Origin of the sequence: uncultured Porphyromonas sp. (assembly GCF_938023125.1) — a bacterium.
In the GTDB taxonomy this organism is placed as follows: Bacteria; Bacteroidota; Bacteroidia; order Bacteroidales; family Porphyromonadaceae; genus Porphyromonas.
On record NZ_CALHDW010000012.1, the window covers coordinates 43,345 to 59,440 of the forward strand.

11 protein-coding genes and 1 tRNA gene are annotated in these 16,096 nt (G+C 46.7%); all 12 read left to right on the forward strand.

What is annotated here, in order from left to right:
• Positions 1 to 441: 441 nt before the first annotated feature.
• The 12 genes from rplM (at position 442) to purL (ending at position 16,096) form a co-directional block, all read left to right on the forward strand.
• Positions 442 to 897, forward strand: a complete 456-nt coding sequence (gene rplM / locus Q0090_RS03710; RefSeq protein ID WP_297947565.1) for a 50S ribosomal protein L13 — start codon at positions 442 to 444, stop codon at positions 895 to 897.
• An 11-nt stretch (positions 898 to 908) separates the two neighbouring features.
• Positions 909 to 1,295, forward strand: coding sequence for a 30S ribosomal protein S9 (gene rpsI, locus Q0090_RS03715; protein ID WP_297947661.1), 387 nt, complete (start codon positions 909 to 911; stop codon positions 1,293 to 1,295).
• Positions 1,296 to 1,533: 238 nt separating this feature from the next.
• Complete coding sequence (gene rpsB / locus Q0090_RS03720; protein WP_297947567.1) at positions 1,534 to 2,403, forward strand: 30S ribosomal protein S2; 870 nt, start codon at positions 1,534 to 1,536, stop codon at positions 2,401 to 2,403.
• A 38-nt stretch (positions 2,404 to 2,441) separates the two neighbouring features.
• Positions 2,442 to 3,266: a translation elongation factor Ts gene (gene tsf / locus Q0090_RS03725; RefSeq protein WP_297947569.1), complete on the forward strand. Its 825-nt coding sequence runs from the start codon at positions 2,442 to 2,444 to the stop codon at positions 3,264 to 3,266.
• Positions 3,267 to 3,612: 346 nt separating this feature from the next.
• On the forward strand, positions 3,613 to 4,710 hold the full coding sequence (locus tag Q0090_RS03730; RefSeq protein ID WP_297947571.1) for a hypothetical protein: 1,098 nt from the start codon (positions 3,613 to 3,615) through the stop codon (positions 4,708 to 4,710).
• A 174-nt stretch (positions 4,711 to 4,884) separates the two neighbouring features.
• Positions 4,885 to 7,509 (forward strand): alanine--tRNA ligase, encoded by a 2,625-nt coding sequence (gene alaS, locus Q0090_RS03735; protein ID WP_297947573.1) that lies wholly within the window; start codon positions 4,885 to 4,887, stop codon positions 7,507 to 7,509.
• A 3-nt stretch (positions 7,510 to 7,512) separates the two neighbouring features.
• A complete protein-coding gene (aroB, locus tag Q0090_RS03740; RefSeq protein ID WP_297947574.1) occupies positions 7,513 to 8,595 on the forward strand; it encodes a 3-dehydroquinate synthase in 1,083 nt (360 codons plus the stop codon).
• 31 nt (positions 8,596 to 8,626) lie between these two features.
• Positions 8,627 to 8,701 (forward strand) — tRNA-Pro (locus tag Q0090_RS03745).
• Between the two features lie 501 nt (positions 8,702 to 9,202).
• Positions 9,203 to 10,795, forward strand: a complete 1,593-nt coding sequence (locus Q0090_RS03750) for a HAMP domain-containing sensor histidine kinase (protein ID WP_297947576.1) — start codon at positions 9,203 to 9,205, stop codon at positions 10,793 to 10,795.
• Between the two features lie 66 nt (positions 10,796 to 10,861).
• Complete coding sequence (locus Q0090_RS03755; RefSeq protein ID WP_297947578.1) at positions 10,862 to 11,590, forward strand: response regulator transcription factor; 729 nt, start codon at positions 10,862 to 10,864, stop codon at positions 11,588 to 11,590.
• A 196-nt stretch (positions 11,591 to 11,786) separates the two neighbouring features.
• Positions 11,787 to 12,221 (forward strand): ribose 5-phosphate isomerase B, encoded by a 435-nt coding sequence (rpiB, locus tag Q0090_RS03760; RefSeq protein WP_297947580.1) that lies wholly within the window; start codon positions 11,787 to 11,789, stop codon positions 12,219 to 12,221.
• Between the two features lie 188 nt (positions 12,222 to 12,409).
• On the forward strand, positions 12,410 to 16,096 hold the full coding sequence (gene purL / locus Q0090_RS03765; RefSeq protein WP_297947582.1) for a phosphoribosylformylglycinamidine synthase: 3,687 nt from the start codon (positions 12,410 to 12,412) through the stop codon (positions 16,094 to 16,096).

Below are 16,096 nucleotides of genomic sequence, written 5' to 3' on the forward strand. Positions count from 1 at the left end.
TTTCGTTACAAAGGTACAGATTCACCCCCGAAGAAAGTGATACTTTCTAGACTATGAGGCAAGAGGGACAGATGCCGTGCGTGAAACGCGCAAAAAACGCTGCCTGATAAATAAATCGCCACAGGGCAAGAAAAAAATATTTCCCAGGCAGAGTGGGAGGGGCTTTTTGCCTAATAAATCTGAGGAAATAGGGCAGGAATATAGTTGCTATTAGAGTGGAATTTTGTACCTTTGCCGCGCTGATTATTATCGAAAGATAAAGAAGCTCCAATAATGGCAAGGTGCTGAGCGAGTCTCTGCCTTGGTACTACCCGAGGAGAGGACCCTGTCCAAGCCCTCTAATTAACGAGGTAGTGGGTGACAATGGTAGTGGCTATAAACCGCATAGTATCGAACCGGAAGAGGAGTAGTAAGTAACACAATTGTAAGTAAAAAGAAGAAATGAACTCTGTAAGTTACCAGACAGTATCGGTGAACAAGGCAACTGCATCCAAAGAATGGGTGATTGTGGACGCCGATGGTCAGAGCTTGGGTCGTTTGTGCTCTAAAGTAGCGAAGCTTCTTCGTGGCAAGTACAAACCCAGCTTCACTCCACATGTAGATTGTGGTGACAATGTTATTATCATCAATGCCGAAAAGGTTGTGCTCACGGGCAAAAAGTGGGAAGATCGCGTCTATCTTAAGTTTAGTGGATACCCCGGTGGTCAGCGCGAGTTTAGCCCTCGTGATCTCCAAAAGAAGGGGTCTGATCGTCTCTTCCGCAAGGTAGTAAAGGGTATGCTCCCCAAGAATAAGTTGGGTGATAAGCTCCTCAACAATCTCTACGTGTACGAAGGTAGTGAGCATGCTCATACCGCTCAGCAGCCTCGTACTATTGACATCAACACTCTTAAATAACCTCTCGGATGATGGAACAGATTAATGCAATAGGCCGTCGCAAGTGTGCCGTAGCACGTGTATATGTAACCGAAGGCACAGGCAAGATTGTAATCAATAAGAAGGATCTTGCTGATTACTTCCCCTCTAGCATTTTGCAGTTTGTAGTGCGTCAGCCACTCAACAAGCTCGAAGTGGCTGAGAAGTATGATATTAAGGTAAATCTCCGTGGTGGAGGTTTTAAGGGCCAGAGCGAAGCAGCTCGCCTAGCTATCACACGTGCTCTTATTAAGATCAACCCCGAAGACAAGGCTACGCTCCGCGCTGCAGGTTTCGTAACTCGAGATCCTCGCGTTGTTGAACGTAAGAAGCCGGGGCGTCCCAAGGCTCGTAAGAGATTCCAATTCAGCAAGCGTTAATCTTCGCCTCTTTCTTCCCTATTGCTCACTATTACAGAGGAACAAAGACTATCCTCTTTGGGCACGATAGATGGAAAGAATACAGATTACTCGCGTTTAGTATCTAAACTGCTTGGATGGCTCTTTTTCACCACCTCTTGTACATACATCCGGTGGGTACAAATGAGGGGTAGAACCCTACCAAGTGGTTGCAAAATCAATGGTTTAATCAATTAAGAACGTAAACGAAACAAACAATATGGCATCGATCACATTCGAACAGCTACTCAAAGCCGGGGCACACTTTGGACACCAACCCCGCAAGTGGAATCCCGCTATGGCTCCCTATATCTTCATGGAACGTAATAACACCCATATTATCGACCTCCACAAGACAGTTGCTAAGATAGAGGAGTCTACCGAGATTATCCGCAATATGGCACGCAACGGCAAGAAGATCTTGTTCGTAGCCACCAAAAAACAAGTAAAGGAACCCGTAGAAGAGCTCGCTAAGTCGGTAGGTATGCCCTACGTAGTAGAGCGCTGGCCGGGAGGTATGCTTACCAACTTCCCCACCATCCGCAAGGCCGTGAAGAAGATGGTGCAAATCGACAAGATGAAGGAAGATGGTACCTACAGCAACCTCTCAAAGCGCGAAAAACTCCAAGTTGAGCGTCAGCGCGCTAAGCTTGAGAAGACATTGGGTTCTATCCAAGATATGAACCGCTTGCCTTCGGCTCTCTTTGTTGTGGACATCACCAAAGAACACATTGCCGTACGCGAAGCTACTCGTTTGGGTATCCCTGTATTTGCTATCGTAGATACCAATGCAGATCCTAAGCTTGTGGATTATGTTATCCCTGCTAATGACGACTCGAGAGAGACTGTCGAGCTTATCATGGGTGCTATGTGTGGCGCCATCAGCGAAGGTCTTACTGAATATAAGTCTCAGAACGTAGAGGAAGAGGTAAAAGACGAAACAGCTGCAGAAGGAGCTCGCTCCGGACGTCGCACCCGTGCCGGTGCTCGCCGCGAACGCTCCAAGGAGACTTCAAAAGAGGCTCCCGAAGCTACTAACCTAGAAGCCGAAGCTCCTAGTGCAGAAGCTGAAACTCCTGCTGCTGAATAATAATTCTCTTTACAGAAAATATACTAGTAATAAAGCAAATGGCTATTTCAATCCAAGATATTGCAAAGCTCCGCAAGATGAGTGGAGCAGGGCTTACGGACTGCAAGCACGCCCTCGAAGAAACGAATGGCGACTTCGACCAAGCTATGGAGATTATCCGTGCTAAGGGTAAGGCTGTAGCTGCTAAGCGTTCTGATCGTGAAGCTACCGAAGGGTGTGTGCTCGCTGCTCACGCTGCCGGATTTGCAGCAATCGTATCTCTCCAATGCGAAACCGACTTCGTAGCTAAGAACGAAGGGCATATCCAACTAACCAAGAATATACTCGATGTAGCAATGGCTAAGCAACCTGAGAACAAAGAGGCTCTCCTTGCTCTTACGCTTGCTGATGGTCGTACGGTGGCCGATCATATCACAGACCGCACCGGTACAACAGGTGAAAAGATGGAGCTCGGAGCTTACGAATTCGTAAAGGCTGAGCACACCATTTCTTACATTCACCCGGGTAATAAGCTTGCCGTTGTTGCTGCTTTCAACGAAGCTGTTGATCAGGAAATGGCTCGTATGACCGCTATGCAGATTGCTTCTATGAACCCTGTTGCCGTTCGCGAGGAAGAGGTACCCCAAGAAGTAGTAGAGCGTGAGCTCAAGATCGCTCGTGAGAAAGCCCTCGAAGAAGGCAAGAAGCCCGAGCTTATCGATCGTATTGCCCAAGGTGCTCTACAGAAGTACTACAAGGAAAACACCCTTCTACGTCAGGCTTTCATTAGCGATGGCAAGATGGATGTGGATACTTATCTCAAGTCTGCAAGCAAGACACTCACAGTGGTTGCATTCCGCCGTGTGACGTTGAACGCAGAGTAAAATCCCTCCTCCTTTTCTCTCTCCCTTGTCCTTTTGGATAAAGGATGGTATCGGAGGAAGATAGGTGATATACAACTCGTAAAACCCACTCATCCTTATTCTTGGGATGGGTGGGTTTTCTGTATCATCATCTCTCTTTTTCCTCGATCTAATGCCAGATCGTCAAAGATTTCTTCTTGTTTTTGCTATTGTGAGAAATAAATAAATTACTATCTTTGTGGTGTTGGATTCCCCATTACAAGGTGCATTGTTGGAGATGTTGCATCAGAGAAGCCCCAGAGAGGGGGCTCATGGAGAATCCTAGTAGCACACAGAGAATGAATAATTTAGATATGTCTAACACTAAATGAAATTGAAAATGAAAAAGTTTTTTGCAGCACTCGGTGCTTTGGCAATCGTAGGTATGGTTGCCGTAGGATGTCAGGGAAAGAACATCCCTGACAACAAGCCTACTGATGATGGGTCTATTACAGTAAAGCAGTCTGGTAAGGAAGTTACAGCTCTCACCCTTAATGTTGGTGACAAGGTAGAGATTACTACTAATGCAGCTTCTGCAGCAGATGGTGCTCTCGTTGTGGTTGCTAAGCCCTCTAATTTCACCGTAACAAGCTCTGACGCAAAGGTTGTAGCAGCTTCTAACACAGCTCTTGAAGCTAAGGCTACTGGTAATGCTAAAGTTACTTTTACTGCTGGTAAGGCTAAAGTGGAAGTTGCTGTTACTGTAGAAGATGGTGGCGAAAGAATCAAGAATGAAAACTACTATGGGATTGTATCTGAAGATGGTCAGAAAAAGGATATCTATATTCCTTCAACTCTTCCCTTCTCACAAATGAGTAAGTGGGAGCCCATCGTAAAGAAGGCAATGTCTGCAAATGGCTTGGATTGGGAAGTTTGGGATCTCAAAGAAGATGCTCAAAATGTTTTCGGTTTTAGAGCTCCAAAGGAATCTAAGCAACACTATTTTTCAGGGGTTCTATATACTCATTCTGGTGTTAAACTTCTCAATGTAAATGTTTTTTCAGGCTATGGATTGCTTTCTAAAAATCCAGCAGATGCCGATGAACTCATTACAAAGTTCAAAGATAGTGGTGTACTTAAGAAGTATGCTGAGATGTTTGGGAACTTCAAAGAAATTGACAAGCAGGAATGCACTGTTGAACCTAATTGGACAGATACAGACCTTAACTTTGGACAAGGTGCTAAGAAGTTTAAAGTAAAGAAGATGCATCAACTCTTTTTGGATCCTGCTAGAAACATCATCCTCCTATATCGTTGGGAAGTTGTGAAGGATATGGCTCCCTATAATGCCAAATTTGCAGGTATTCCCGCAGTAAACGAAGAGCTATTCTTATTTGAAAATGCAGACGCTCAGAGCATGCTTAAGTCGCTTAAGATGGTAAATGGCGACTTCAGCTCAAATCACATCGCTATCTTTCGTAAGTAAGACTAGTATATAGAGGGAGTCTTTTCTCTCTCTAGTATCACCCTCCCATGTGGTATCCTCTCTCGTCGAGGGGTGCGACATGGGAGGCTTTTTTTGTCCCCAGAGGTGCCATATAGTAGCTAATTTGTACCTTTGCACGCATAAGAAATAAAGAGAGAACCATATTATACAGATATGATGACTGCGAATGAGATACGTGCCGCTTTTGTGGCATTTTTTGCTGAGAAGCAACACCATATAGTACCCTCTGCCCCTATGGTGGTTAAGGGCGATCCTACCCTAATGTTTACCAATGCCGGGATGAATCAATTCAAAGATATAATCCTTGGGAATGTGGAGGCAAAGTATCCGCGCGTTGCAGATGCTCAGAAGTGTCTTCGCGTGAGTGGTAAGCACAACGACCTCGAGGAGGTGGGGCACGATACCTATCATCATACTATGTTTGAGATGCTCGGTAACTGGTCTTTTGGCGATTACTTCAAAGAGGAGGCCATCTCGTGGGCATGGGAGTTCTTGCACGAGCGTTTGGGCATCCCTGCCGACCGCTTATATGCCACCATATTTGAGGGAGCCGAGAGCGATGGCTTAGAGAGGGACAACGAAGCCGCCTCCTATTGGGGCCGTTTCCTCCCCCAAGAACGGATTCTCGATGGTAGCAAAAAGGATAACTTCTGGGAGATGGGAGAGACGGGGCCGTGCGGACCTTGTAGCGAAATTCACATCGATTTGCGGAGCGACGAGGAGCGTATGCAGCAATCCGGTAGGGAGCTCGTAAATCGGGACCACCCCCAAGTAGTGGAGATTTGGAACCTTGTATTCATGCAATACAATCGCATGGCAGATGGTTCTCTATCTCTTCTCCCACACAAGGTAATTGATACCGGTATGGGCTTTGAGCGTCTTTGTATGGCCATGCAGGGGAAACGCTCCAACTACGATACCGACGTCTTTCAACCTTTGATTAGAGCCGTTGCCGAGCTCTCGGGTATTCCCTACGGGAAAGAGGAGAGTAGCGATGTTGCCATGCGAGTAGTGGCAGACCACGTGCGCACTATTGCGTTTGCAATTACAGATGGTCAGCTCCCCTCCAATGCTAAGGCCGGTTATGTGATTCGCCGTATTTTGCGTCGTGCTGTGCGCTATGGATATACCTTCTTGGGACGTAGAGAAGCCTTTATGTATACTCTCCTGCCCACTCTTATTGAGTCTATGGGAGCAGCTTACCCCGAACTAATTGCTCAGAAAGACCTGATTCAAAAAGTAATGAGAGAGGAGGAAGAGAGCTTCTTGCGTACACTGGAGGCCGGTATCAAACTCCTTGATAAGAAAATAGAAGAGTTGGGGAATAAGGGACAACTCTCGGGGCACGATGCCTTTGTGCTATACGATACATTTGGCTTCCCTCTAGACTTGACGGAATTGATCTTGCGTGAGCATGGTATGACGCTCGACCAAAAGGGATTTGATCGTGAGATGGCAGAGCAAAAAGCTCGAGCACGAAGTGCCGCTCAACTTGAGACGGACGACTGGGTAACTCTTGCCGAGGGCGAAACTCTCTTTGTTGGGTATGATCAAACGGAGGCAGACTGCTCTATACTTCGCTATCGCCACGTAAAACAAAAGAATAAAGACTTCTATCAAGTGGTGCTCTCTGTTACTCCCTTCTATGCCGAGATGGGGGGGCAGGTAGGAGACTCCGGCTATCTTATAGACGAGGATGGCGTGCGTTATGCCATCGTGGATACCAAACGTGAGAATAACCTGCCCGTGCACCTTATGACCAAGCTCCCCAATGATCCGGAACAGACCTTCCGTGCCGAGATCAATCAGGAGCGTCGGCGCATGGCAGAGGCCAACCACACAGCAACACACCTCTTGCATCAGGCCCTTCGCACGGTACTTGGGGAGCATGTAGAGCAAAAGGGATCTTTTGTAAGTCCGGAAGTATTGCGCTTCGACTTCTCACACTACAATAAACTCACTCCCGAGGAGATTCGCCAAGTAGAGGAGCTTGTAACCCAAGCTGTACGTGCCGATTACCCCAGAGAAGAGCATCGTAATATCCCTATTGCCCAGGCTCGTGCCATGGGGGCAATGGCTCTCTTTGGCGAGAAATATGGCGAAGAAGTGCGCGTGATGAAGTATGGCACCTCTATCGAATTATGTGGGGGAACTCACCTCCCCTCTACGGGTATGATCGGCGCCTTCCGCATCGTATCCGAGAGTTCGATTGCTGCCGGAGTACGTCGTATCGAAGCCGTTACCGCAACTAATGCAGAGGCTTTCCTCTACAAACAAGAGGATACGCTCAGGGAAATAAAGGCTCTTCTCAACAACACGCCGGATGTAGTAAAGGCTTTGCAGAAGCTGCTCAGCGAAGAGAGTGCCCTCAAAGCCGAACTCGACACTCTGCAACGTGCCCATGCCACAAGGCTCAAAAAGGAACTTTTGGCATCTAGAGTTGAGCGTTCGGGCTATCGTTTGTTTGTACTGCAAGGAGAAGAAAAGGCCGATATAATCAAGGATATAGCCTTCCAGTTGCGAGGCGAATTGCAAGAGCCTTTCGTCTTTGTGGCAGCAACAACAGAGGGCGCAAGAGGCCTTCTCACGATCATGCTGAGCGAAGAGGCGGTTGCTTCGGGGCTCCATGCCGGTAATATGGTAAAAGAGGCTGCCCGCCTGATCCAAGGTGGCGGCGGTGGACAACCCCACTTTGCTACAGCCGGAGGGAAAGACGGCAATGGCCTCCCCAAGGCTCTCGAGCAGATCCTCTCTCAGATAGATGTACACGCTAGATAGGCCATGTCGTTAGCCTCCTCACCCTCTTATATTGCCCTAGATGTACTCAAGGAAAGATGGCTCCCTTTCTATGGAAAGGGGGCTTTCGACCACTGTCTTGCAATTGTAGACGAACAGGTGGCAGCAAAGGCTGCTCCGCGTCTTGCTCCTCTATGGAGTTGTATAGACCCCGCAGATCGTCTTATTATCCCCGGGGGAGAAGAGGTAAAATCCCTCTCCCATGTAGGAGAAACCATTGACTGGCTTCTTACTCGCTCGGCTACCCGTTCCACCCTATTGGTCGCTGTGGGAGGAGGGGCCTTGCTCGACTTTGTCGGATTCGTTGCCTCTATATATAAGAGGGGTATACCTTGCGTTTACGTTCCTACCACTCTTATGGCCATGATTGATGCTTCTGTCGGAGGAAAAACGGCGGTCGATTATGCTGGAGTGAAGAATCTGCTAGGTGCATTCTCTCTCCCTCGTGCTGTGATGATAGATCCCCAATTCCTATCCACACTACCACAAGAGGAGATTCTCTCGGGCTACTGGGAGCTAGTGAAGTATGGGCTACTCTCTTCGGGGAATCTATGGCAAGAGATCAAAGCATTTGATCCTTGGGGTAGCATCGACTCTTGGCTCCCCTTTATAAATAGGAGCGTAGCCATCAAAGAGCAATTTGTAGAAGCCGATTTTACCGATAAGGGCCTGCGCCAATGGTTAAACCTCGGGCATACCATAGGACATGGGGTAGAGGGACTATCCCATATACGAGCTCAAGAAGGGTCGAGTAGGGTATTACGTCATGGCGAGGCTGTGGCGATTGGGCTGCTATGCGAGCTTTATCTCTCACATATCTTGCTAGGGGCCGAAAAAAGTTATCTCACAGATCTTATCTCCCTTATGCGAGAGTCCTTTTCTCCCTATACTTTTTCTTGTAAGCACTATCCTACGATCCTATCACTCCTTCATCAGGATAAAAAAAATGAGGATGATACGGTTTCTATAATTGCCTTTAAGTCTCTGGGACAGATGGAGAAAGTCTCTTGTACGGACGACTTGCTCAAAGAATCTCTCGATTTTTATCGAGAAATGTTTGGTCAGTAAAAAAAAAGTATCTACCTTTGCAGCCGTTGTTCGGGATGTAGCTCAGTCCGGTTAGAGTACGCGTCTGGGGGGCGTGGGGTCGCTAGTTCGAATCTAGTCATCCCGACAAGAGTAGAAAGAAGCACTTTGCATAGTCTTGCAAGGTGCTTTTTCTTTTTCTAAGAAAGGGCGATCTTGCGCTCCCTTTGGAGGAAGAACCCAAAAGAAGAAAGATACCGTTTTATCTGCCTATTAACCTCGTGGAGCGCATCGTAAAGGAGAGTTTAGCCGCACTTTCCATCCCTTCCTTGCCCAAGTGCCCTATCCCTTTGTGCTGAGGGCGTTCTTTATCTCTTATTCTATAGCTTTTTGGTGGCTGGCCGGAAGCTTTTTGATAAAGATCTCTTTAACCCTCTTGCCTATTAGGGGATTATTGTTATTTTTGTATCTGTAAGATGATGCGAGTAGGTATTAATAGAAAGCTAATCGCCGCGTTTGAGAGTATCCTCAAGTACCCAAATTCGCAGATTTCTCCCCGGGTGGGAGAGATTGCGTTGTTCTATTATAGAAGAGTTTTTCTCTTATGTATTCTGTTATATAAAGGAGAAAAAAGAGATGAAGAGCTTGTATGTTTAAGAAGCGTTGGGTCATAATTCTTTTTGTTTTACCTGTATTGGCTTTAACTGTGTCGCTCTACACGCAGTTTCGCTTCTTGCGAGATATGCATGAGATGCGTCAGGAGTATTTTCTCTCCAATGTAAAGAATGCTGTAGATCAGGCCATAGAAGAGGTAGAACGGGAGGCTGTGGCTCAGTTTGTCGCAAGTCAGCTCGATCTTCGCAACATGGTCTGTAAGATGCTAGACGACTGGAGAGATGATGAGCGTAGAACGCCACCTTCTGTTCTAGACAATCGCATCAGAGACCTCGTATCGTGGAATTCTCCGGCCAACCGATCTCGCGTTTCGGATCGTTCCATGGCGTATCTAGAGGATACAATCCCCCCGCTTCCTCCGACTGTAAAGGACTCTCGATCTCTGTTTACAATGGACGTTCAGAGACGATTACTAGATGCTTATCTATTTCATCAAGATGCCCTTAATGAGGTTATCTTGAGTTCTATTATAGACCTGGAGAGTGATATTCATCCCTCCTTCGATAAGATCTCTTACTCATATCTCGATGCTTCCCTTAAATATTCACTGGAGAAGGTGGGAGTATATGAGGACTTTATCATTCGCATTTACAATAAAGACAACGACTTAGTATACGAGAAGGGGCCCTCCCATAACGCTGTTGCCACTCCGGAGAATAGTGTACACCATACTCTTTTCAGTAGGATCTCCATGAGTAACTCCGGTCAGGGCGTTGTAGAAGTAGTCTTTTATGAGCACAATAGATACATCACCACACACACCTATACAGTTGCTACCATATTTACTACATTGGTCTTGTTAATACTTTTTGCCGTAGCTCTGGTTTTCTTTGTGCGCCAACAGCGTTTCGAGCGAGGTAGAAAAGACTTTGTGCACAACATGACGCACGAGCTAAAGACCCCTGTAACCTCTATAAAACTAGCGTCTGAGATGCTCGATGAGGATGTGCTTGTACAGGATCCCACACGCCGTAAACGATTGTTAGGAGCCATGCAGAGCGAGACGAAGCGGCTATTTTTCTTGATCGAAAAGATCTTACAGTTTACGCTTGTAAACGAGAGTAAAATACGCTTTAAGCCCGTCCTATTCGATGCCCATGACCTGCTAGAAGATGCCATTACCGTCTACACCTTCAAGTGCGAAGAGAAAATGGGGGGTATGACTTCGGATCTCAGTGCCAAGAATAGTTACCTCAATGTGGATAAGATGCACTTTCAGAACATCATATTTAATGTCCTAGACAACGCCATTAAATACTCCAAACACAAAGTGCCTCCCAGACTCCATTTGTCGACCTCGAACCCCAAGCCTAGTGTGCTTCGTATTGAGATAAAAGACAATGGTATTGGTATATCGCGTCAGGATCAACGCAATATATTTCGCCAGTATTATCGTGTAGATACGGGAGATGTACATGATGTGAAGGGATTTGGATTGGGGCTTTCGTATGTAAAAGCTACAATCAAAACTATGAAAGGGCGTGTAAAAGTGGAAAGTGAGATAGGGGTAGGTACAACCATGATCTTTGAGTTGCCCACCGAAGATGCTCCCTCGGATGAACAATAGTCCTCCTTTAGATTTTCTATTGTAGAGGAATTAAGAATAAAAGGAAACAATCAATAATAAGTAGCTATGAATGAAAAAACGAAAATCTTTTTCTGCGAAGACGATGAAAATCTAGGTCTCTTGCTCAAGGAGTATCTTGACACCAAGGGATTCGAGACTCATCTATTTCGCGATGGTGAAGAGGGGCTTCATAACTTTGAGAAGACAGAGTACGACCTCTGTATCCTCGATGTAATGATGCCTCATAAGGATGGTTTTGCTCTTGCTAGAGACATTCGTGCAATAAACACTATGGTGCCCATTATTTTCCTCACAGCAAAGACAGAGAAAGGAGATGTACTTCATGGCTTTGAAGTGGGGGCTGATGACTATGTGACAAAACCATTCAGTCTTGATGAATTATTGGCTCGCATCGAAGCAATTTTGCGACGTGTAAAGGGAGTTGAGTCTAAGGTAATGCCCTACTATCAGTTGGGTAAGTTCTTTTTTGACATACAGAAGCAAACACTTACCATTGGCGAAAAGGTGATAAAGCTCACCACCAAGGAGAGTCAGCTTCTCAGCCTCCTTTGCTCTTTTGCAAACGAAACTTTGGAGCGCAACTATGCCCTCAAAACGATTTGGGAGAACGACAATTACTTCAATGCTCGTAGTATGGATGTATACATTACCAAGCTACGCAAGATCTTGAAGGAAGACCCCACTCTCGAAATTAAGAACGTACACGGAAAGGGATACCGCCTCAATACAACTTTGGGAGATGGTGTACCCGAAGATCTTGTAACCAAGATTTAAGCAAATAGATAGGTCTAAGCCTATCCTGCAATGGCTTGGGGGATGAGTGTTGCCTCTCGCTCTCGTGAGTGTTCGAGCTAGCTCTTCCCCCTACTTATTGTGTGCAAAAGGAGATAATTTCCATCCCATGCACCTCTCGGGGTAAAGGGACTAAAGATTTTACGAAAGAGATAATATAGAAAGGTTTTTCATTGCTATGAAAAGATTTGGATTGTGTTCGGATCATGCCGGTTTTGCCCTCAAAGAAGAGGTAAAGAAGATCCTTGCAGATCAGGGTATTGAGTATCAAGATTTTGGCACTTACAGCGAAGAGCGTGCCGATTATCCCGATTTTGCACACAAATTGGGAGAGGCCATCGATAGTGGCGATCTAGAGTGGGGGATTGCCATATGTGGCTCGGGCAATGGCATATCTATGGCTCTCAATAAGCATCCCCATGTGCGTGCTGCACTTTCTTGGAACGAAGAGATTGCAGCACTGGGTAGAGCGCACAATAATGCCAATGTACTTTCACTCCCGGCTCGATTCATTTCGTTGGACGAAGCTAAGAAGATCATAATGGCATTCCTCTCTACCGATTTTGAAGGAGGACGGCACGAAGCAAGAGTGGCAAAGATTCCTCTTTGTTAATAAGATAGAGAGACCCTTTAGATATTATGGGGGGAGACTTTATTCTAAATAAGTCTCTCCTCTTTTTGTATTCTCTCAGCCGAGAATGTTCGCTAGATGCGAGAAAATTCCTACTTTTGCAAGGCTTCTGCACTTTCTCTTGGGAGAGAATTTAGGATGCCAGATTTATTTTTTATTACAGAATAGCGATGATTAGTTATTTCCCCTCGCAGTGCGATATCCTCTATGCCGTAGAGCATAGTGGCGTTTTTTCTGATCAAGACCTTGAAAGGCTCCAATGGCTTTTTGCTTTAGAAGGCAAAACTACCCCTACAGAGCAAGCCGAAGGAGATTATATAGGACCTCGTAGTGAGATTGTTTCTCCTTGGAGTACCAATGCAGTAGAGATTACTCAAAACATGGGTATTGAGGGGATTACGCGCATTGAGTTGCTTAGACGTGTTAAGGAAGAGCAACCCGCATTCGACCCTATGACCGAGTGTGTATACCATGCTCCGGCAGCTACTATATTCCATACGGATGCCACTCCGGCTCCCATTGCGTACATAGATGATATTGCGGCTTACAACCATTCTGAGGGGTTGGCTCTAAGCGAAAAAGAGATTGATTTCCTTCAAAATCTTTCAAAGCGTTTGGGACGTAAGCTCACCGATAGCGAGCTATTTGGCTTCTCTCAGGTAAACTCGGAGCATTGCCGACATAAGATATTTAATGGCACCTTTGTTATTGATGGAGAGGAGCAGGAGCAATCTCTTTTCTCCATGATCAAGGCTACTTCGGAAGCTAATCCCAATGGTTTGGTATCCGCTTACAAAGACAATGTAGCTTTCGTCAAGGGGCCAAGGGTGGAGCAATTTGCCCCATCTTGTGGCGATCGCCCCTCATTGTTCTCCACTCAACCTATTGATACTGTACTTTCTCTCAAGGCAGAGACGCACAATTTCCCCACAACAGTGGAGCCCTTCAATGGGGCAGCCACGGGTACCGGAGGGGAGATCCGAGATCGTATGGCAGGGGGGAAGGCTTCTATTCCTGTGGCCGGTACAGCCGTATATATGACAAGTTATCCTCGCCTTCAGTCCACTATCCCTATGTCTATGGAGGCTCGTCCATGGCTTTATCAGCATCCTCAAGGCATTCTTACAAAGGCATCTAATGGAGCCAGTGACTTCGGAAATAAGTTTGGTCAGCCTATCATCACGGGTTCGCTACTTACCTTCGAACATCAAGAAGATGCCGAGGCTACACGTTATGGCTACGACAAGGTGATTATGCTTGCCGGGGGGATCGGTTATGCTCGCCAGCGAGATGCCATTAAAGAGGAACCCAAGGCCGGAGAGACAGTTGTGGTACTCGGTGGTGATAACTACCGTATTGGTATGGGCGGTGGCGCTGTAAGCTCTGTAAATACAGGGCAGTATAGTGCCGGCATTGAGCTTAACGCCGTACAGAGAGCCAATCCGGAAATGCAAAAACGTGTAGAAAATGTGGTGCGAGCTCTTGCCGAGAGTGACGATAATCCTATCATTAGTATTCACGATCACGGAGCCGGCGGGCACCTTAACTGCCTTACAGAACTTATCGAAGCCACCGGTGGTGAGATAGATATTGACGCCCTCCCCGTAGGGGATGCCACCCTATCAGATAGGGAAATCATTGGCAACGAGAGTCAAGAGCGTATGGGCTTGCTCATCGAAGAAAAAGACTATGAGCGAATTGCCGCTATTGCCGCTCGTGAGAAGGCCCCTATATATAAGGTGGGTAAGACTACCGATAGTCACGAACTTTGTTTTGGACGAAAGTCTACTAAAGAAGAAGCAATCCATCTTGCTGTAGAGGATATGCTAGCAAAGCCCCCGCGTACTATCATGAGAGACACTACGCTGGAGCACTCTTATCAAGATGCAACATACGATGCTCAGGCTCCCGAGAAGTACCTTCAAGGAGTGCTCAGTTTGGAATCTGTTGCTTGTAAAGATTGGCTAACCAATAAGGTAGACCGATCTGTGACAGGGCGCATCGCACGTCAGCAATGTTGTGGTGAGCTACAGCTCCCTCTTGCAGATCTTGGTGCTATTTCACTAGACTATCGAGGCGAGAAGGGCTATGCTACAACTATTGGGCATGCGCCTCAAGCCGGACTTATAGACTCTGCTACGGGTTCAATACTCTCTATTGCAGAGGCTTTGACCAATATCGTTTTTGCTCCTCTTACCGAGGGATTACAGAGTGTTTCGCTAAGCGCCAATTGGATGTGGCCCTGCCGCAATGAGGGAGAAGACGCACGTTTGTATCGTGCCGTAGAGGCTTGTTCCGATTTTGCCATAGAGTTGGGTATCAATATCCCCACTGGGAAAGACTCGCTCTCTATGACACAAAAGTATCCGACAGAGCCATCCGTTGTAAGCCCCGGTACGGTTATTATATCGGCAGCAGCTCCGGTAAGCGACATTCGTAAGATTGTAACACCGGTTATTCAGCCTGTTGCGGGCTCTTCCCTTTTGTACATTGACTTTAGTTTTGCGCCCCTTGCTTTGGGTGGTTCTGCCTTCTTCCAGAGTCTGGGTAAGGTCGGCGACTCCGCTCCAACTATAGCCAATTCTGAGTATTTTGCAGATGCATTTGAGGCTGTACAATCGCTTATTAAGAAAGATCTCGTACTTGCCGGGCATGATATATCGGCAGGGGGGATGCTTACGGCATTGCTCGAGATGTGTTTTGCCAACACCAAGGGCGGTCTTTCTATCGACCTCTCTGAGCTTGAAGAAGAAGACCTTACCAAGCTCCTCTATGCAGAGAACCCCGGGGTATTACTCCAAGTAAATAATCTTGATAAGGCTCAGAAGGTACTCGATGAAATGGGTGTTGCTTTTGCTGTAATTGCCACTCCTTCGGATGAGCGTACACTCTCAATTAAGAAGGGGGATAAATTGATTACTATTGATATAGATAAGGCTCGTACAGATTGGTATCGCCCATCGTTCTTATTAGATCGCTATCAATCGACAGAGAGACTTGCTCAAGAGCGTTTTGAGAACTATCCCATCCAGCCTATCCGTTATCGCTTACCTCAAGACTTCTCTGGCAAGAAAACCTCTTTAGGACTTGATGCCGACAGAAGTAAGCACTCGGGTATTGTCGCTGCCGTTCTACGAGATAAGGGAACGAATGGAGAGCGCGAAATGGCGTATGCCCTTCACCTTGCAGGGTTCGATGTAAAAGACGTACACCTTACGGACCTTACCTCAGGACGCGAGACCTTAGAGGATGTACGGATGCTTGTTTTCTGTGGTGGATTCTCTAATAGTGACGTGCTCGGCTCCGCTAAGGGATGGGCTGCAGGTATCTTGTACAATGAACGAGCAAAGGAGGCTATCGATGCTTTCTATGCTCGCCCCGATACCCTCAGTTTGGGTGTGTGCAATGGCTGTCAACTAATGGCCGAGCTCGGTCTTCTCTATGCCGATAAAAAGCCCCGCCACAAAATGTTGCACAACGAGTCGCACAAGTTTGAGAGCTGCTTTGTTGGGCTAACCATTCCCAAAAACAATTCGATAATGATGGGTTCACTAGCCGGTACCACCCTTGGAGTATGGTGCGCCCATGGCGAAGGTCGTTTTGCCTTTGATGCTCCTATCGATCAGTACAATATCGTTGCTCAATACGACTATAAGACCTATCCAGGTAACCCTAATGGCTCTCCGGAGGGTGTTGCTGCCATTTGCAGTGATGATGGTCGTCACCTAGCTATCATGCCACACCCAGAGCGATCTGTATTCCCCTGGCAGTGTGGGTTCTATCCTGATACCTCGCACGAAGTAACCCCATGGATGGAAGCTTTTGCCAATGCTTTTGCTTGGTTAAAAGAGCATTAA